General features: G+C 61.3%; 19 protein-coding genes. 10 read left to right on the top strand and 9 right to left on the bottom strand.

Features of this window, described 5'->3' with window-relative positions; all coding sequences use genetic code 11:
- Positions 1–75: 75 nt before the first annotated feature.
- Positions 76–1,050, bottom strand: a complete 975-nt coding sequence (locus tag NKH02_RS03425; protein WP_352876386.1) for an alpha/beta hydrolase — start codon at positions 1,048–1,050, stop codon at positions 76–78.
- A 97-nt stretch (positions 1,051–1,147) separates the two neighbouring features.
- On the bottom strand, positions 1,148–1,969 hold the full coding sequence (locus tag NKH02_RS03420) for an SDR family oxidoreductase (RefSeq protein ID WP_352868344.1): 822 nt from the start codon (positions 1,967–1,969) through the stop codon (positions 1,148–1,150).
- 352 nt (positions 1,970–2,321) lie between these two features.
- Between NKH02_RS03420 and NKH02_RS03415 the strand changes: the two genes are divergently transcribed.
- A complete protein-coding gene (locus tag NKH02_RS03415; protein ID WP_352876383.1) occupies positions 2,322–3,356 on the top strand; it encodes a cysteine synthase A in 1,035 nt (344 codons plus the stop codon).
- Entirely contained in the window at positions 3,356–4,099 is a 744-nt protein-coding gene (locus tag NKH02_RS03410) for an alanyl-tRNA editing protein (protein WP_352876380.1), read from the top strand. Before NKH02_RS03415 ends, NKH02_RS03410 begins: the two co-directional genes overlap by 1 nt.
- A gap of 39 nt (positions 4,100–4,138) precedes the next feature.
- On the opposite strand, the gene NKH02_RS03405 is transcribed toward NKH02_RS03410, so the two are convergent.
- The gene (locus NKH02_RS03405; RefSeq protein ID WP_352876377.1) at positions 4,139–4,996 is read right to left on the bottom strand and encodes an alpha/beta fold hydrolase; all 858 of its coding nucleotides are present in this window, start codon (positions 4,994–4,996) and stop codon (positions 4,139–4,141) included.
- 51 nt (positions 4,997–5,047) lie between these two features.
- A complete protein-coding gene (locus tag NKH02_RS03400; protein ID WP_352876374.1) occupies positions 5,048–5,974 on the bottom strand; it encodes an Lpg1974 family pore-forming outer membrane protein in 927 nt (308 codons plus the stop codon).
- A 220-nt stretch (positions 5,975–6,194) separates the two neighbouring features.
- Between NKH02_RS03400 and NKH02_RS03395 the strand changes: the two genes are divergently transcribed.
- Positions 6,195–7,397 carry a cytochrome P450 gene (locus NKH02_RS03395; protein ID WP_352876371.1) on the top strand — a complete coding sequence of 401 codons (1,203 nt, stop codon included), beginning with the start codon at positions 6,195–6,197 and terminating at the stop codon, positions 7,395–7,397.
- Between the two features lie 9 nt (positions 7,398–7,406).
- On the opposite strand, the gene NKH02_RS03390 is transcribed toward NKH02_RS03395, so the two are convergent.
- Genes NKH02_RS03390 through NKH02_RS03380 form a run of 3 tightly spaced genes read right to left on the bottom strand, consistent with a single transcriptional unit; the run spans position 7,407 to position 9,528 of the window.
- Entirely contained in the window at positions 7,407–8,195 is a 789-nt protein-coding gene (locus NKH02_RS03390) for a Stf0 family sulfotransferase (protein WP_352876368.1), read from the bottom strand.
- 35 nt (positions 8,196–8,230) lie between these two features.
- Positions 8,231–9,097, bottom strand: a complete 867-nt coding sequence (locus NKH02_RS03385) for an alpha/beta fold hydrolase (protein ID WP_352876366.1) — start codon at positions 9,095–9,097, stop codon at positions 8,231–8,233.
- A complete protein-coding gene (locus NKH02_RS03380) occupies positions 9,097–9,528 on the bottom strand; it encodes a hypothetical protein (RefSeq protein ID WP_352868365.1) in 432 nt (143 codons plus the stop codon). Before NKH02_RS03380 ends, NKH02_RS03385 begins: the two co-directional genes overlap by 1 nt.
- A 232-nt stretch (positions 9,529–9,760) precedes the next feature.
- Between NKH02_RS03380 and sseA the strand changes: the two genes are divergently transcribed.
- The 4 genes from sseA to NKH02_RS03360 all read left to right on the top strand — a co-directional run bounded on the left by sseA (position 9,761) and on the right by NKH02_RS03360 (position 12,484).
- Positions 9,761–10,612, top strand: a complete 852-nt coding sequence (gene sseA, locus NKH02_RS03375; protein ID WP_352876363.1) for a 3-mercaptopyruvate sulfurtransferase — start codon at positions 9,761–9,763, stop codon at positions 10,610–10,612.
- Positions 10,613–10,617: 5 nt separating this feature from the next.
- Positions 10,618–11,181, top strand: coding sequence for a GNAT family N-acetyltransferase (locus tag NKH02_RS03370; protein ID WP_352876361.1), 564 nt, complete (start codon positions 10,618–10,620; stop codon positions 11,179–11,181).
- Between the two features lie 100 nt (positions 11,182–11,281).
- Positions 11,282–11,839: an OmpA family protein gene (locus NKH02_RS03365; RefSeq protein ID WP_352876358.1), complete on the top strand. Its 558-nt coding sequence runs from the start codon at positions 11,282–11,284 to the stop codon at positions 11,837–11,839.
- 177 nt (positions 11,840–12,016) lie between these two features.
- Positions 12,017–12,484, top strand: a complete 468-nt coding sequence (locus NKH02_RS03360; protein WP_352876355.1) for a DUF1203 domain-containing protein — start codon at positions 12,017–12,019, stop codon at positions 12,482–12,484.
- A gap of 226 nt (positions 12,485–12,710) precedes the next feature.
- Here NKH02_RS03360 and ald read toward each other — a convergent pair whose 3' ends face one another.
- Positions 12,711–13,826 (bottom strand): alanine dehydrogenase, encoded by a 1,116-nt coding sequence (gene ald / locus NKH02_RS03355; RefSeq protein WP_352876352.1) that lies wholly within the window; start codon positions 13,824–13,826, stop codon positions 12,711–12,713.
- A 157-nt stretch (positions 13,827–13,983) separates the two neighbouring features.
- On the opposite strand from ald, the gene NKH02_RS03350 reads away from it, so the two are divergent.
- On the top strand, positions 13,984–14,457 hold the full coding sequence (locus NKH02_RS03350; RefSeq protein ID WP_010909317.1) for an Lrp/AsnC family transcriptional regulator: 474 nt from the start codon (positions 13,984–13,986) through the stop codon (positions 14,455–14,457).
- A 138-nt stretch (positions 14,458–14,595) separates the two neighbouring features.
- Here the strand turns inward: NKH02_RS03350 and NKH02_RS03345 are convergent, their stop codons facing one another.
- On the bottom strand, positions 14,596–15,258 hold the full coding sequence (locus NKH02_RS03345) for a 5-formyltetrahydrofolate cyclo-ligase (RefSeq protein WP_352876349.1): 663 nt from the start codon (positions 15,256–15,258) through the stop codon (positions 14,596–14,598).
- Positions 15,259–15,424: 166 nt separating this feature from the next.
- Here NKH02_RS03345 and NKH02_RS03340 point away from each other — a divergent pair, with 166 nt between their 5' ends.
- Positions 15,425–16,690 (top strand): NAD(P)/FAD-dependent oxidoreductase, encoded by a 1,266-nt coding sequence (locus tag NKH02_RS03340; protein ID WP_352868383.1) that lies wholly within the window; start codon positions 15,425–15,427, stop codon positions 16,688–16,690.
- Between the two features lie 50 nt (positions 16,691–16,740).
- Positions 16,741–16,878 carry a hypothetical protein gene (locus tag NKH02_RS03335; protein WP_352876415.1) on the top strand — a complete coding sequence of 46 codons (138 nt, stop codon included), beginning with the start codon at positions 16,741–16,743 and terminating at the stop codon, positions 16,876–16,878.
- Positions 16,879–16,891: the final 13 nt, after the last annotated feature.

The raw sequence follows: 16,891 nt of genomic DNA, 5'->3' as shown, positions 1-16,891 counted from the left end.
TCAGGCTGGCTGATTGCCGAGACCGACAAAAAGGGCGGCTGAAGCAAAGCTTCGGTCGCCCCTTTTTTCATCCGCTTACTTGACCACCGCCTCGACCCAGACGGCAATCCTTTGCGCCAGAAAGGCCGTGGTCGATGGCGACAGCGCGTCGCCGGCGATGACGTGGTTGTCCGGGTCGCCGGTGTCGTCGACCGGGACCAGTTCATGCGGCGCGCCCCAGCGCCCGGCGATCTCGCGGGTGCGGTCGGGCCGCACCACTTTGTCCGAATCCGAGAAGATGAACAAAGCAGGGATGGTCGCCTTCTCCACCGGGGCGCCATAGGCAAGGTCGGTCAGCGCCTGCATCGGCAAGGTCGCTTCGATCGGGTAGCGGTAGGTCCAGAATTTTTCATGCAGCGCGTTGCGCGGCACGAAGATGTGTTCCTTGCCCGCAACCAGCCTGGCGATCTGTTTTCCCCATGGCACGGTCAGGATTTCGGCACCCGAAGCCTTCACGCCGAAATTCGGCGAGATGAACGCGATCGCCGCCACCCCGTCCGATGCGCCCGGCTGCGTTGCCGCCCATGTGACCAGCGAGCCGCCGGTCGAAGTCGAGATGACGATCACCTTGTCGCCGATCGCCCGGCCAATGGCGAGCGCCTCCACATAGTCGTTGATCCAGGCATTGATGCTGCCTTGCGTCATCGCCGCGCCGTCCTGCCCGTGACCGGTAAGACGGGTGTAGAAGAGATTGGCATCGAGTTGGTCGGCCACTTCGTCCGGCAGCGGCAGGACCTCGCCTTTCGATGCGGAAAAGCCGTGGATGTAGACGATCGCCAGCGGCGTCCTGGCATGCAGCATCGGGTTGGCCCAGACGATCTCCTTCTCCAGCCCGTCGCGGATTCCGGGAATGGCGGCTTCGACCTTTGCCACATAGGCCTGCGGATCGTCGCCGATGACCGAGGGATCGAAGCGGATCGTGGTGTCGACGGGGACGCGTGGGCCGAGCACGAAGACCAGTGCGAGGATGGCGACAAAGCCTAGCACAGCAAGCACGATCCGTCGCCCCATCGCAGACTCCACGCAAACAATCTCTCAACCTATGGCGGCGGCCACCGCAGGCAAACGGTGGCCCGAAGCGGGGGCACCTGCCAACTTCGCCAGCGACCTATTCGATTGGCGGCTTGCGGTCGTAATGCAGCGGCCGCGCCTTCCAGTTGGTCATCAGGCTGATAAATCCTCTGCACAGCGGCCTCGGTAGGACGCTGAGCAGTTTCAGGGGCCAGCTTGTTCGGCGCGGGAAAGTGACTTCGAAACCGCCGGACTTGATGCCCCGCGCCATGCGGCGCGACGCGCGGCTGACCGGCATCAGTCCCGGCATCGGCAGCATGTTCTTCTCGGTCAGCGGGGTGTCGATGAAGCCCGGATTGAACACCTGGATGCGCACGTTCATCTTGTCGAAATCATACTTCAGCGACTCGGCCAGGATGTTGATTGCCGCCTTGGTGCCGCCATAGGCGGCCGTTGTCGGCCAGCCGAAATAGGACGTGACGGAGCCGACCAGCACGACATGGCCGCGTGCCCGCACGCGCATGCGTTCCATGACGGGCACCAGGCCATTGATGATGCCGAAATAGTTGACCTCGAAGGACCGGCGAAAGTCGTTGACGACGAGATTTTCACCCGGCGTCGAAATGTAGTTTCCAGCATTGAAGATGGCGAGCACGATGGGACCGAGTTCCTTCTCGATCGCGGCGACGGTTCTTGTCATGCGCGGTTCGTCGGTGACGTCGCAGGGAAAGGCCGTGACACTGCCCGGCATCTGCGCGGTCTCGACGACAAGCGTGTCGATCGGATCGTCGTCAAGCGCCGTCACCGCCACGGCATAGCCCTGGGATGCAAGATCCCTGGCCAGCGAACGGCCGATGCCGCTGCTGCCGCCCGTGATCCAGGCGACGCCGTGCTTCGGGTTGGCCCGGTAGAGTGTCATGCTGCGCCCTGTCGACTTGTTGGTGCTTTGCTCTAGAGCAATTCACCGTTTCAAGGAAACGGCGAACCGCTCTATCTCTTTGTTTTGACGCAATTCCCAAGGGAAAGCGCTGTGCGCTTTTCCCGGGAAAACCGTTTCACACTTTTCCTGGAATTGCTCTAGCGATGAAGAAATCGAATGAAAAGCTGCTTTTCAACCTCAGCTGGAAAATGAACAGTGGCGCAAGAGATCGGTCTCGGGAAGCGTTGGTGCAACAACAGTACCGCAAATGCGACTGGACCAGACAAATTCTTGCCTTGAAACCGAAGCTTCGGGTTTCTAGGGTTCGGCGCACCTACACAAGGAATCCTGAATGCCCCGTTCTGTGATCGACGCGATCGGCAACACGCCTCTGATCCGCCTCAACAAAGCTTCTGAGCAAACCGGCTGCGAGATCCTGGGCAAGGCCGAATTCATGAATCCGGGCCAATCGGTCAAGGATCGCGCGGGCCTGTTCATCATCCGTGACGCCGAGCAGCGCGGGCTGCTGAAGCCCGGCGGTGTGATCGTCGAGGGAACGGCAGGCAACACCGGCATCGGATTGACGCTGGTCGCCAAGGCGCTCGGCTACCGCACCGTCATCGTCATTCCGGACACGCAGAGCCAGGAAAAGAAGGACACGATCAAACTGCTCGGCGCCGAACTGATCGAGGTGCCCGCGGTGCCTTACAAGAACCCCAACAATTACGTGAAACTATCGGGCCGGCTGGCCGAGCAGATGGCGGGCACGGAGCCGAACGGCGCCATTTGGGCCAATCAGTTCGACAATGTCGCCAACCGCGACGGCCATATCCGCACCACGGCGGAGGAGATCTGGAGCCAGACCGGTGGCAAGGTCGACGGCTTTGTCTCGGCGGTCGGTTCGGGCGGAACGCTAGCCGGCGTCGCCTTCGGGCTGAAGGCGAAACGCAAGGATGTAAAGATCGCGCTCGCCGATCCGCTGGGAGCCTCGCTTTACTCCTTCTACACCAGCGGCGAGCTGAAGTCCGAAGGCAGCTCGATCACCGAAGGCATCGGGCAGGGGCGCATCACCGCCAATCTCGAAGGCTTCACGCCGGATTTTTCATTCCAGATCCCCGACGAGGATGCGCTGCCGATCGTCTTCGACCTCATCCAGGAAGAAGGCCTTTGCGTCGGCGGCTCGACCGGCATCAATATTGCCGGCGCGATCCGTCTGGCTCGGGAATTGGGCCCCGGCCACACCATCGTGACCATTCTCTGCGATTACGGCACACGCTATCAGTCGAAGCTGTTCAATCCGGAATTCCTGCGCGGGAAGCAGCTGCCGGTGCCCGGCTGGATGGAGCAGCGCAGCACAATTTCGGTGCCGTTCGAGAAAGTCGCCTGATGGCGTACAGGACGGATGCCCTGTTTCGCGACGACGCCTATCTGCGCACGGCGGACGCGACGGTCGTTGCCATCAACGATCGCGGCGCCATCATTCTCGATCGGACGATCTTCTACGCCACGTCGGGCGGTCAACCGGGCGATATGGGTCATCTCGAGCGCGGCGACGGCAGCCGCATCGCCATTGCCGCCACCATTACCGGCGAGACCAAGGACGAGATCATCCATGTGCCGGCGCCGGAACAGGCGGCGCCACGGATCGGTGAGAAAGTGGGGCTGGCGATCGACTGGGAGCGGCGGCATCTTTTGATGCGCATGCATGCCGCCTGCCATCTGCTCACGGTCGTCTGTCCATTTCCGATCACGGGTGCCGCGGTTTCCGAGGACGACAGCCGCGTCGATTTCGACATGCCGGATGCCAGCTTCTCCAGGGATGACGTCACGGCGAGCCTGATGGACCTGGTGCGGGCCGACCACCCCATCTTCACCAGATTGATCAGCGACGAGGAATTGGCCGCCAACCCCGGCCTGGTGAAATCCAAGAACGTCCGGCCCCCGGTCGGCACCGGCAATATCCGCCTGGTCTGTATCGGCGACAACGCTTCGGTGGACAGCCAGCCCTGCGGCGGCACCCATGTGAAGAGCACCGGCGAAGTCGGTGAAATCCACATCGGCAAGATCGAGAAGAAAGGCCGCGAAAACCGGCGCTTCCGCATACGTTTTGGCCCGATGCCGGCAAGCTAGGCAAGCTACATTCGACCGTTTCGTGCTCTCGCGACGCACCTAACCAAAGTGGCGGAAGCTGGAAGGCGGGCGCTCCACCCACGCTTCGATCTGCTCGGTGACGAACCTGGCTGCCTGATGGTGGATGAAGTGACCGGCGCCAGGCAACGCCACCAGTGCGGTCACATTATCGACCTCGCGAAACGTGCCATCGAAAGCATTGACCGGAACATAGGGATCGTCGGTGCCGAACAGCACAAGGGTCGGCGCCTTGACGAGAGGCAGTGGTCCGACATCGGTCACCTTACCAAGCGGTATGTTGGCTCTGTAATAGCCGAGCATCGCCTCGGGATCGGATCGCCTGAGCGAGTCGACCAGGGCCTGCCTGTCCTGCGGATCGGCCACCCAGGCTGTGAGTTCGTCGATATCCAGCATCTGGGCTGCGCCCGGCACCTGGAAGCGACGTATATATTCCGTGATCTCGGCATTGGCCGGATCGGCGACAGCGCGCAGATGATTGCGCGGGTGCGGCGTAGACAACAAAATGAGATGGCGCACGACCTGCGGCACGCGTATGGCCACCCACCAGGCGATAATGGCGCCCCAATCGTGGCCGACAATCGCGGCCTGGGTTAGCTTTTCGGCTGCGAGAACGGCCAGCACGTCGTTGACCAGGTTTGCCAACACATAGTTGCCGTATCCTTGCGGCGCATCGCTTTGTCCGAAGCCCCGCAGGTCCGGCGCGATCACGCGATAACGCCCGCAAAGCGCCTGCAGCTGTCGTCGCCATCCCATCCCGTGATCCGGAAAACCGTGCAAAAACACAATCGGCGGGCCAGAGCCCGCCGCCGTGTAGTGCAGTTTGACGTTGCCGTTTACCGCAACCTTGGATTCAAACACCACGTCCAGTTCAGTCAATTGCAATCCATTCGACGCTGCAGTCCGAGTTCGATAGCCCGAACCGCTGGGCTACATCTTGACTTCGAGGCGCAGGAACGGCCCGTGGAACGTCTGGGTGCTCTTGTCGGAGAGAAGAAGAAGATTGTGCCACTGCTCAACTCGATAGCCAGCGGTGAACGTGGTGTTCTCCCACGGCTTGAAGGTCACGCCGCCGGAAAGGTCGACATTCGTCACGACCTCGCTGGAATGCTCACTTTCGCTGACGTCGACATCTGGATCGGGCGTAGGATCGCTCGGATCGTCCTCATGTACGTGGAAGCTGATCTTGTCCGTCCGGCGGCCCCACATGGCCGAGCCGGAAACCGCTCCGGTGAGCCCCCATGTCTCGCTGAGCGGATAATAGACTTCGGCGCCGAGGCGCGGACCAATGCCATAGAATTCCGATGAGCCGAGCTTGTCGACATTGCCGCCCTTGTCGGTTGGATCATCCGGCGTTGCGCTCACGTTGAAATTCAATTCCTCCTTGGAGTGCAGCAAGCGCACGCCGCCGAAGAAGCGAATGTCGGCGCTCTGCACCTGGACGTGTTTGCCGACATCAAAATCCAGCGTCTGAAAATTGTAGCTGTTGCCGAACGATAGACCGACAACACCACCGGGTACCGTCGCGTCCAGATTGAAGTCATTATCCTGTCCGGCGTGAAAAGCGCCGGCGATGCGCCAGTCGACATCCGGAGAAATCTGTTTGGTCAGCGCTACCGACCCATAGAGATCGCCAAAGTCGCTGCCGCTGCCCAGCTTGTCGCTGGTGTCGCCGACCTTGTCGACATTGGACTGATAGACCGCGCCTTCAAACGCGATCTTGATGCGGGAATCGACCACGGCCGGGTCGGTAACCTGTGCATCAGCCGCATGGGCTGCAACCACGCCGATCGACGTCACCGAGGCGGCAGACGCCGCAACCGTGGCAAGAAGCTTGCCTGAAACATGATTTCGCATTTTTTCCCCGCCTGGAATGAAAATAAATTCACTTTAGCCCACCCGCACATTACCGTAGCGGCATCTGGCGTCATAGCTGGTCAAATAATTTGGTCGGGCAGTGTTACGCGTTTGCCACAGAGGGCTTTTTATCCCTGCGAATCAAATATGATAGAGCTGGGTTTTCTGGTCGAGACGTCAGCGCGATGCCTGTGGCGTTCATGGCTGCTTGGGGGCATTGATGGACAATCAGGCGCAAATCGAAAGCGTTCTAAACAATCTCGTCTACGCGCTTTTTGCCCAAAGCGGGCAGGTGGGGCCCAATGGAAAGGCCCGTGACCTCGGCAATGTGACTGTCTTCGACAGTCCTGTGGCCGTCGACGTAATCGTCAAGGCGCCGGAGCTTTTCCGAAAGAACTTCTCTCTGATCTCGGCGCTCGGATTCAGCCGCTTCAACACCAATGATGAAGACTGGTCCGTCCGGCGCGCTATGACCCAGGATATCTATTTGGCAGCCGCCAGGTCGGCGCAGCAGCATCCCGTGGCGGAAATCTATGCCACCAGTCTTTCCGGGAGCGAGGCGACGCTGCCCGCGATTCAGCAAGCCCTGTTTGCTGCGTCAATGACGATATTTTACCGGGCTTTCGGCCTTGTTCCCGATATGGCGGCGACACTCTTGTTGCTCGACAGGGTGCGCGAGGTGCTGAGGCGTCTCCAATTTTATTCCTGGGTGTCGCCGACGACCGCCGAACGCGCGAATGCGATCAAGGACGCCCGTGCATTGATCGCCGATTTCGGATCGCGGCTGATGGCGGACCCACGGGCGGCGGCCGAGATGGACCGCTTCACAAGCGAGGCCCGCAACGTTGAAGGCTTTTCGCCGGTCGAGGAGTTCGTCATGAACTTCTTCGCCGGCGTCGAGACAACCGTGACGACGGCACTTTGGGTGATCGACCGGCTGGGGGCCAATCAGCAGGTGCAGGAGCGCATCCATGCCGAGATCCTCTCGGGCGAGGTGCTCACGCCGTATACCGATTGCATCATCAATGAGACGATGCGTTATTTCCCTCCGATACCGTTTCTGACCCGAGAAGTCGGCGCCGATACCGTTCTTGACGGCCGCGACCTGCGCGCCGGGCAGCTGATCATGGTATCGATCATCGGCGTGCACCAGCATCCAGCCTTCTGGGAAAACCCGCGCACGTTCGACGCAAGCAGGAAGGAATTCATCGAGAACAGCTTCGACCGACGGGCTTTTATTCCGTTCCTCACCGGACCGCGCATGTGCGGTGGCGCCCGTCTTGGCCGGCTGGAAGTAAAGGAGGCTATTCTCGCCGTGGTACGCCAGTTCGCCTTCAGTCGGGCCGACGATGTGATCCGGTTCGACTATGCGCTGGCATTACGCCCGGCGGAGGGGTCTTCGGTCAGTGTTTCGCGTCGATGAGGCGCAAAGTCAGGCGCGTTCTCGCCAAAACCGCCGGATGTAGTCCCCGAATTGTCTTCCGACCATGGTCTTGAACTCGACATCATGCGCATAGCGCTTGCTTGTCGATATGGCCTTTGACTTCAGCTCGAAGTCCGGGAACCAATTGCTCATTGTGACGGATACGTTTTCCTGCTGGTTCGCGACAAAGTCTTCGTAGCAAACATCAGCCACTCTGTGGCGATCAATGCTGTTCAGGTAATTTTTCCACCTGATCTCGCTGTCGAAAATGTACTGCGCGGTATCTCGGACAACCCTCTCGCTCAAAATTGTCACCGTGGGAATCCCAGGCAGTGTCTCCTGACTGTCGAAGGGCTGGCCTGTATGGAGCATCGAGAGCAGACTTATGGTCTGCTCTACCTTGTTTCTCCTGGAGAGGAACACGTAGAACGAGTTACCGTCGTCATCGCCGATCGAACTACGCGCGAATGGCAGGTTTTCAAAAAAGATCTTGGCGCCGAATACGCCGTTTTCAGTCCTCTTCTTCAGGAGATGCCGACCGAAGACCGGCGCCTGCTCATTGAGTTTTTCGAGGTCAATAGTGTCGTCGGCCGACCATCGTCTCATCAACGGCAAGGCATATTGCCACTGAAAATATTCGGTGGGTATTCCAAGGCCGAACTGCTGCAAGACCTGGCAATAGGAATGCCCGGCGGTTCGCGGAGTCGTGCAAACCAGGATCTTGGCGGGATTTTCAGCCGAGCTTTGGCGATCATAAGTCGCGGCGATATATTCACTGTATAAATCGTCGAAATGCATTTTCCGAAACCAACCCCGCCACGACAAATCCAGTTTCAGACAGCAGACAGGAAACCCAGGATGAGCAGGGCCTGGTCCAGCGTCATCAGCGACGGCGGATCGCCCGCATAGATATTGTCGGCAAGCCACAGATCGGGCCGTGCCTTTCGCGTGCGGTCGATGGCCTGCCGGTCGATGACTTGGCTGCCGCGGCCGTACATCATGAGGATGCGGGCATCGATCTTGGCTGCGATTGGGAACAGATCGTAATCGCGCCCGGTCATGGCGTCGAAGTTTCCGGTCGTGGCCGGGTCATAGGCAAGTCGGAAGCCATCCGGGCTGGCGGCGATTCTGTTCTCGACATAGCGGTTGAAGACCGTTTCCTCGACCGACCCCATGACGGCTCTGGAGGCGCCCAGATACTCCTTCGCCGCTGCGCGGGTCTCGAACTTGAGCGCACTTTCCTTCGTGACTCCGCTTCTCATCGCGTCGACCTTCGGCCCGCCGAGCATTGGCACGTCGTTGAGAACGATTTTCGCGGCCTTGGAATGAGTCATATACAGGAACAACAGCAAGATCGTGCCACCCCACGAAGTGCCGATGAAGTGGTTCTCCGTCCCGGCGAACTCGCCAAGCGCACGCAGGCATTTGGAGTAGACGTTGATATCGTATCCTGAACCCAGATAGGCGCTGCGCCCGCGTCCCAACAGGTCTGGGCAGATCACCAGGAAGCCATTGCGGCACAGGAATGTGGCAAGGTAGTCAAAGTCGGCACCATTGCCGGTGAAGCCGTGCAGGCAGAAGACCGTTGCGCGCGACGTGCCGGCCGGCCGCCAGATGCGCACGAACATCGCGGCGTAGCGATCATCCAGCCGGATGAGGATTTCTTGCGTCAGCGCCTCGGCGGAGTCGGCCGAATCCATCAGACGTCGCGCTTGCGGACGGCACGCTTGACCGAGCCGCGGTTGTCGATGAAGTCGCGTTTCCAGAATACCGACTTGTCGAGGTTGATGAGCTTGGCCTTCTTGATCATCGGCAGGATGTGGGACGAGGACCGCGTCGCCAGAACCGTCACCGCGGTGGCGTCGCCCCCGGGAAGGGGATTGAGTGGTCCGCCGTTCGTCGCCCAGGCTTCTGCTATCTCGCGGCTGGTCTGTATCCAACCGACATAAGCGACGATGGCGTCGTCAATCGAGCCGATCATGTGTGTCTGCTGGTCCAGTTGATAGCGCAGCGTCTTCACCATCAAGCCGAACTCGTAACCGTCAAAAGGCGGATAGTGCGCAATAAAATTGCAAACAAGCCCGAGCGAAACCGGATTGCTGGGAACACGGGAAAACAGGAGATTGCTCATGTCGAGATTTTATTGACCCCGCCCACCCCAGATCATAACCATCACTCCGTACTCGCCACGAAACACGAAAACAATCGGAATCAACGCACTGCCACGGCAGACATGTCGTGCGCTCACAATACATCCGGATTGTCGAGCCGAACATGATCCCGAACCGAAGGTCAGCCAAAGGATTGCGGTCGGCCAAGAAGGCAGGCTCAATGTTGGCCGAAGACGAAGCAGGAGAACAAGAATGGCAGAGGACAGCCCTTTCACCGTCGATGCGGACTGGCTGCAGCAGCGTCTCGGCGAGCCGGGCATGACGATCATCGATGCGTCCTGGTATCTCCCGGCGCAAAAGCGCGATGCGCGCGGCGAATACGAGGCGGCGCACATTCCGGGCGCGCGGTTCCTGGATCAGGATGCCGTTTCCGACCCGGATTCGCCCCTGCCGCACATGTTGCCGTCGCCGCAGCACTTCGCCCAGTATGTGGGCGCCATGGGCGTTTCGGCCGATGACACCATCGTCGTCTATGACGGCCCGGGTTTCTTCTCCGCGCCTCGGGCATGGTGGATGTTCCGGGTGATGGGCGTCTTCCAGACCTATATTCTGGACGGCGGCTTCGATGGCTGGAAAGCCGCCGGCCGGCCGGTAACGGCCGAACCGACGAAGATCGCGCCAAGCGTATTTCATGCCGATTTCGACGCTGGTCGCGTCGCCAGCCTCGCCGACATGCGCCGGATCGTCGACACCGGGGAGAGCCAGATCGCCGACGCCCGTGGGCCGGGCCGCTTCACCGGCACCGAGCCAGAACCGCGCGCGGGCATCCGCTCCGGCCATATGCCTGGCGCGCGCAATCTGCCCTATTCGGCGCTGTCGGAAAATGGCGAGCTGTTGTCGAAGGACCGCCTGCGCAAGGTGATCGAAGAGGCCGGCATCGATCTGTCGAAACCCGTCGTCACCTCATGTGGCTCCGGCATTACCGCGGCGGTGGTGACGCTGGCGCTGGAAACGCTTGGCCACACCGACAACAGGCTTTACGACGGCTCATGGACGGAGTGGGGTGGGCTTTCCGACACGCCTGTCGTGACCGGCAAGGAATGAAGACGATGGAAAACGGCGTGCTGGCAGACATCGAAGTCACGGTGACGTTCCTCGAGATGCATATGCCGCCGGCCTATTTGCCGCCTGTGCCCTATAACCGTCAGGTCGCGCTGCTGAAGACCAAGGACATTCCGCTGCATTTCTACCGCTATTTGATGGACCGGGTGGGGCGCAAATGGCACTGGGTCAATGTGCTGAGACTGGATGATGACGAGCTTTCCGCCGGCATCCACCGCGAGGATCGCGACATCAGGGTGCTCTATCTCGACGGGGCACCGGCCGGCTTCTTCGATCTCAAGCCGCATCTGCCGGAAGAAGTCGAACTTGCCTATTTCGGCATGATGGAACATGCCACCGGGCAGGGCATCGGCCGCTGGTTCCTGGGCTCCGCGATCGCCGCCGCGTGGTCGTATGGTCCGAAGCGGGTGACGGTGCAGACCTGCACGCTCGATCATCCGGCGGCTCTGCCGCTCTATCAGAAGCTCGGCTTTGCACCTGTGGCGCAGAAGAAAGAGACCGTGCATCCGCTGCCTTTCGACGAACGCTCGGCCAGTGTCATGCGGCCGTGATACCAGCCGGAATCTGAACCCGTCGTTCATCGGCGCTTCAGGCTGCCTTTGGCATGTTGCCCGCACCATCAATGCGGCCAAGGCCGAAGGAGACGAAGACATGTTGACCCGCCGTACACTTGCCGCCGCGCTGATCGCGGCCATTGCCATGCCAAGTCTTGCCGCCGCCCAGGCGACAACGCCTTCGGCCGCGACGATCGAGAGGAAGCTCGAGGCGGCACCGCGTGTGAAGCTGCGGCCGAATGAACGCGTCACCATCCGCGAATTCAAGCGGCGCCCGGATTTGCGCCGCATGGCCCGCTCGATCGATATCCAGTCGATCAATTTCGCCTTCGGTTCGGCGGCCATTTCCAACTCGCAATACGACAAGATCGAGAACATTGCTGACGCGCTGCGGCGCATCCTGCGCCGCGATCCGGGTGCCCGCGTGCTGATCGAGGGCCATACCGACGCCGTCGGCTCCTTCCAGTCGAACCATGCCCTGTCGGAACAGCGCGCCGCTTCGCTCAAGCGCACACTGGTGCGCGAATTCCGTGTGCCCGGCTATGCACTGGAAACGGTTGGTTACGGTGAGGAGTTTTTGCTCGTGCAAACGCAGAACGAGAATTGGCAGAACCGGCGCGTGACGCTCCGCCGCTTCGACGATTTTATCCGCTGAGCGGGACAGTATTCTTTAGCCGGCGCAATATGCCGGACGGACAAAACCCGATCCGAACAGAACTGGTCGCAGGACCGATTGCCGAGAATCGATCGGTCCTGCACCTTGGCAGGAATCGGGTGGGAGGCGCGGACCTGGCGACATAATTTCCGGTCAACGACACCGGAGAAATTCACCATGACCATCCAGTTCAAAGCGTTGCCGACCGACGATGTCAGGAACCTGCAGCGGGGCGGTCCCGATGCTTACGGAAACACGCCCGAGCGAAAGATCTCCGACGGGGACGGCATGCCTTGCCGGCACTGCCTGAAAAACATCGCCGCCGGCGACGCTTACCTCATTCTGGCCTACCGGCCATTTCCGGAGCTCCAGCCCTACGCCGAAACCGGGCCGATCTTCCTGCATGCCGAGGAATGCGAACGCGCCGCCGGAAGCGAGGCGCTTCCCGAGATCCTCGAAAGTCCCGACTACATCGTGCGCGGCTATGGCAGGGATGATCGCATCGTCTATGGCAGTGGCGGTGTCATCCCGACCGGAGCAATCGCCGCACGGGCAGAGGCGCTGTTCGAGCGCGACGATATCGCCTACGTCCATGTCCGTTCCGCGCGCAACAATTGCTACCAGTGTCGCATCGAGCGCGCATGAGGCGCTGGGATCGCCGACAGGAGACGCTGTCGTACTCCCGTCGCATAATCGCGATAGAACGCGATTGTCGATCGATTGGCCGACCGCGGATGAACCGGCGGCAAATCTCGACATCGAGGAAGCGGGGCTTTGGCTCCGCTTTTTTGTTGCCTGCTTCGATCCCAAAGAAAAACCCGCCGGCATGAAACCGGCGGGTGAGACGGGAAGAAGCAGTCTTTTTGTGAAATCAGGCGGCCAGAACGGCTTTCGGCTCGACCAGTTCGTAGCCGAGTGCCTCGGCGACAGCCCGGTTGGTGATCTTGCCCTTGTGGACATTGAGGCCGTTGCGCAAATGGTGGTCGTCGATCAGCGCCTTCAGGCCCTTGTCGGCAAGCTGCAGGCCATAGTGAAGCGTTGCGTTGTTGAGCGCATGGGCCGAGGTGACCGGCACCGCGCCCGGCATGTTGGCGACGCAATAGTGGATGACGCCATCGACCTCATAGGTCGGATCGGCATGGGTTGTGGCGTGCGAGGTCTCGAAGCAGCCGCCCTGGTCGATGGCGACGTCGACCAGCACCGAGCCCTTCTTCATGCCTGAGAGCATTTCGCGCGAAACCAGCTTCGGCGCCGCGGCACCGGGGATCAGCACGGCGCCAACGACGATATCGGCCGAAAAACACTCTTCTTCCAGCGCCTCGACCGTCGAGTAACGGGTGTGGACGCGGCCGGCGAAGAGGTCATCGAGCTGACGCAGGCGCGGGATCGAGCGGTCGATGATGGTGACATCGGCGCCAAGCCCCGCCGCCATCCTGGCAGCGTGCAGGCCGACAACGCCGCCGCCAAGCACGGTGACCTTGCCGGGCAGCACGCCGGGCACGCCGCCGAGCAGCACGCCGCGGCCGCCATTGGCCTTCTGCAGCGCCGTGGCGCCGGCCTGGATCGACAGGCGTCCGGCGACCTCGGACATCGGCGCCAGCAGCGGCAGGCCGCCACGATCATCGGTCACGGTCTCGTAGGCGATTGCCGTCACGCCGGAAGCGAGCAGGCCCTTGGTCTGCTCCGGATCCGGAGCAAGATGAAGATAGGTGTACAGGATCTGGCCTTCGCGAAGCTGCGCCCATTCGGTGGGCCGCGGCTCCTTGACCTTGACGATCATGTCCGACTTGGCGAACACGTCGGCAGCCGTCTTGGCAATCGTCGCGCCGGCGGCGCGATAGGCGTTGTCATCGGCCCCGATGCCGGCTCCGGCTCCCGTCTCGACCAGCACTTCGTGGCCATGGGCGACATATTCGCGGACCGAGCCGGGCGTGAGGCCGACGCGATATTCGTGATTCTTGATTTCCTTGGGGCAGCCGACGCGCATTTTTCTTCTCCTGATCCGGCCCTTTTGGGCTCGTTCCCTGTATTGCAGGAGTGAACCACGAATCGGTGCGCAAGTGTTTGCGAATGCGCTTGCGCCAGCGGGCGTGTTTCGATAATCGTTGCGCAAAACAGTCAGATTTTCGCAGGATTCACGAAAAATGCCGCTCGACAGGATTGATATCGCCATTCTCGAGACTTTGCAGAAGGATGGCCGGATACCCAATGCGGCACTCGCCGAGAAGGTCGGCCTGTCGCAGTCGGCCTGTTCGCGCCGGCTCGACAATCTGGAGAAATCCGGAACCATCCGCGGCTACCATGCCCGGCTCTCCAATGCTGCGCTTGGCCACCAGATGACGGCGATCGTGCACATATCCTTGTCGGGACAATTCGAGAAGACGCTGTCGGATTTCGAGGCGGCGATCAAGCGCTGTCCGAACGTGCTGTCCTGCCATCTGATGTCCGGCGAGTACGACTATATTCTCAGGATCGCGGCAAAGGATCTCGTCGACTATGAGCGCATCCACAAGGAATGGCTGTCGGCGATGCCGCATGTGACAAAGATCAACTCATCTTTTGCGCTACGCGAAATCGTCGACCGCACAGCCATGGGCATGAAACCGGAAATGGCCTGAGCTATATCGATTCAGGTGATGCCGGCCTGCGAACGGCGGTTTCTTGTGCTTCCGGTACTCATGGACTCTAACGTCCCCTCCGTTCCGGTTCTCGGAACCCGCCATTCTCGACTCGGCCTAACCTGAATCTCAACACCGCTAACCGATCCTGAATGCCTCGGTCACCACCCGATCCATCGGGATATCGTGCGGCTGCGGGTAGATGGTGGCGATGCGCTGCAGCTCGTAGCCGACGCCGATGACCAGGGGCTTGAACGGCATCGCGGCCAGCGTGCGGTCGAAGAAGCCGCCGCCATAGCCCAGGCGGTAGTTCTGGGGATCGATGCCGACGATCGGTGAGATGACGATGTCCGGCAGCACCGGATCGCCCTCGGCAGGAATCGGGATGTTCCAGACGCCTTTCTCCAGCCTGTCGCCCGGCGCGTAGGTGCGAAAGGTCAGCGGGTGCCCTTTCTCGACAACGATGGGCAGGGCGGTGCGGCCGCCGCGTGCATTGACGGACGCCATCCATGGCCGCAAGTCCGGCTCGCCGCGAAACGGCCAGTAAAGACTGACCATGCGGCCGGCGATCTTGCCAATGATCGCGTCGAGGCCATCGGCGATCCGTTGCGACATGACCGTTCTCGCGTCGGCCGAAACGGCAAGGCGGGCCGTGATCAGGCGTTCGCGCTCGGGCTTGCGCCAGCGTCTCACATCGGTCCAGTCGTTCAGAGGCGCTCTGAATTCCGGATCGAGTTCATGCATGAAACAGGGCGGCGAAGAATACCGCGCCGGAGCGGCGTCGTCTCGATCGTTGGCCATGCCTCACCTCGTGGTGCCGTTTGAAGAACGCTATACCGGGCCACGGTGCCCGACATGTGCATTCACGACATTCGAAGGCGACTCCCGGGCAATCATCAAAGGATGGAGCGTTGTTGCAGTGCACAAAAATACCTACATCAGGTCAGATGCATTGGGGTGAATTGAGATGAACCAAGCCAGCCATCATGTCGTCGTCGTCGGCGCGGGTTTCGGCGGTCTCGAATTCACACGTGCGCTTGGCGGTGCGCCGGTGCGCATCACCATGATCGACAAGCGTAACCATCACCTCTTCCAGCCGCTGCTCTACCAGGTGGCGACCACGGCGCTGGCGACATCCGAGATTGCCTGGCCGGTCCGCCATCTGCTGCACAAGCGTAAGGACGTGACGACATTGCTCGCCAATGTCGTCGGCGTCGATCGCGCCGGCAAACGCGTGCTGCTCGAAGACGGCAGCGCGGTCGCCTACGACACGCTGCTGCTCGCCACCGGTGCCCGCCATGCCTATTTCGGCCATGACGAGTGGGAGCCTTTCGCGCCTGGCCTGAAGACGCTGGAGGACGCCACCACGGTTCGGCGGCGCATACTTCTGGCTTTCGAGCAGGCCGAGCGGGAGACCGATCCCGCCAAACGCCAGGCGCTGCTGACCATTGCGATCGTCGGTGGCGGGCCGACCGGCGTGGAACTGGCCGGCACCATCGTCGAGCTGGCACATGACACGCTGCATGGCGAGTTCCGCAACATCGATACACGCGACACGCGCGTGGTGCTGATCGAGGCCGGTGACCGTATTCTGGCCAATTTCGCACCGAAGCTTTCCGACTATGCCTCGAAGGCGCTCGAGCGGCTCGGCGTGACGGTCGAACTCGGCCGGGCTGTTACGCGTTGCGACGCCGAGGGCGTCGTCTTCGGCGACAAGCACCTGGCGGCGAAGACGATCCTGTGGGCGGCGGGCGTTGCCGCTTCACCGGCCGCCGAGTGGCTCGGCGCGGCGGCGGACCGGGCGGGCAGGGTGCTCGTCGAGCCAGACCTGACCGTCCCTGGCAGCCCGGAGATTTTCGTCATCGGCGATGCCGCTCATGTCCTGCGGCCTGACGGGCGGCCCGTTCCTGGAGTGGCGCCCGCCGCCAAGCAGCAGGGCCGGCATGTTGCCGCCACGCTGAAGGCGCGGCTTGCCGGCGACACCACCTCGCGCCCGTTCCACTATAGGCATGACGGCGATCTCGCCACGATCGGCAAGCGTGCCGCCGTGATCGACTTCGGCTGGATCAAGCTCACCGGCTGGGCGGCCTGGTGGCTGTGGGGGATTGCACACATCTATTTCCTGATCGGCTTTCGTAACCGGCTCGCCGTTTCGTTGAGCTGGCTATGGATCTACGCGACGGGTCAGCGCAGCGCGCGACTGATCACCCAGGGCGACGACGACAAGGGCTGATCTTCCCCGGCTGCGTATGTTCATCCGCGCCGGACGACAATTGGTCGTTCATGCCGCTGCCCGGAACCAGCGCCGTGTTCGAAACCGGCGCCAAGGCGAAGGATTTTATTGGGCGGGTGAAATCGCTGAAGATCGAACCGGCGGGTGAGGGCGAGGCAGGATTCGCGAAATACCGCATCCTGCTCTGACCACTTCCGTTCG

The organism is Mesorhizobium sp. M1396, assembly GCF_040317725.1.
In the GTDB taxonomy this organism is placed as follows: domain Bacteria; phylum Pseudomonadota; class Alphaproteobacteria; order Rhizobiales; family Rhizobiaceae; genus Mesorhizobium.
Note: the sequence above shows the minus strand (reverse complement) of the source record. Positions and strands in the feature narration are given on the sequence as shown.

Coding starts and splice junctions, on each gene's coding strand:
- NKH02_RS03425 (WP_352876386.1), bottom strand. CDS start 1,050: ATGGGGCGACGGATCGTGCTTGCTGTGCTAGGCTTTGTCGCCATCCTC.
- NKH02_RS03420 (WP_352868344.1), bottom strand. CDS start 1,969: ATGACACTCTACCGGGCCAACCCGAAGCACGGCGTCGCCTGGATCACG.
- NKH02_RS03415 (WP_352876383.1), top strand. CDS start 2,322: ATGCCCCGTTCTGTGATCGACGCGATCGGCAACACGCCTCTGATCCGC.
- NKH02_RS03410 (WP_352876380.1), top strand. CDS start 3,356: ATGGCGTACAGGACGGATGCCCTGTTTCGCGACGACGCCTATCTGCGC.
- NKH02_RS03400 (WP_352876374.1), bottom strand. CDS start 5,974: ATGCGAAATCATGTTTCAGGCAAGCTTCTTGCCACGGTTGCGGCGTCT.
- NKH02_RS03395 (WP_352876371.1), top strand. CDS start 6,195: ATGGACAATCAGGCGCAAATCGAAAGCGTTCTAAACAATCTCGTCTAC.
- NKH02_RS03390 (WP_352876368.1), bottom strand. CDS start 8,195: ATGCATTTCGACGATTTATACAGTGAATATATCGCCGCGACTTATGAT.
- NKH02_RS03385 (WP_352876366.1), bottom strand. CDS start 9,097: ATGGATTCGGCCGACTCCGCCGAGGCGCTGACGCAAGAAATCCTCATC.
- NKH02_RS03380 (WP_352868365.1), bottom strand. CDS start 9,528: ATGAGCAATCTCCTGTTTTCCCGTGTTCCCAGCAATCCGGTTTCGCTC.
- sseA (WP_352876363.1), top strand. CDS start 9,761: ATGGCAGAGGACAGCCCTTTCACCGTCGATGCGGACTGGCTGCAGCAG.
- NKH02_RS03370 (WP_352876361.1), top strand. CDS start 10,618: ATGGAAAACGGCGTGCTGGCAGACATCGAAGTCACGGTGACGTTCCTC.
- NKH02_RS03365 (WP_352876358.1), top strand. CDS start 11,282: ATGTTGACCCGCCGTACACTTGCCGCCGCGCTGATCGCGGCCATTGCC.
- NKH02_RS03360 (WP_352876355.1), top strand. CDS start 12,017: ATGACCATCCAGTTCAAAGCGTTGCCGACCGACGATGTCAGGAACCTG.
- ald (WP_352876352.1), bottom strand. CDS start 13,826: ATGCGCGTCGGCTGCCCCAAGGAAATCAAGAATCACGAATATCGCGTC.
- NKH02_RS03350 (WP_010909317.1), top strand. CDS start 13,984: ATGCCGCTCGACAGGATTGATATCGCCATTCTCGAGACTTTGCAGAAG.
- NKH02_RS03345 (WP_352876349.1), bottom strand. CDS start 15,258: ATGGCCAACGATCGAGACGACGCCGCTCCGGCGCGGTATTCTTCGCCG.
- NKH02_RS03340 (WP_352868383.1), top strand. CDS start 15,425: ATGAACCAAGCCAGCCATCATGTCGTCGTCGTCGGCGCGGGTTTCGGC.
- NKH02_RS03335 (WP_352876415.1), top strand. CDS start 16,741: ATGCCGCTGCCCGGAACCAGCGCCGTGTTCGAAACCGGCGCCAAGGCG.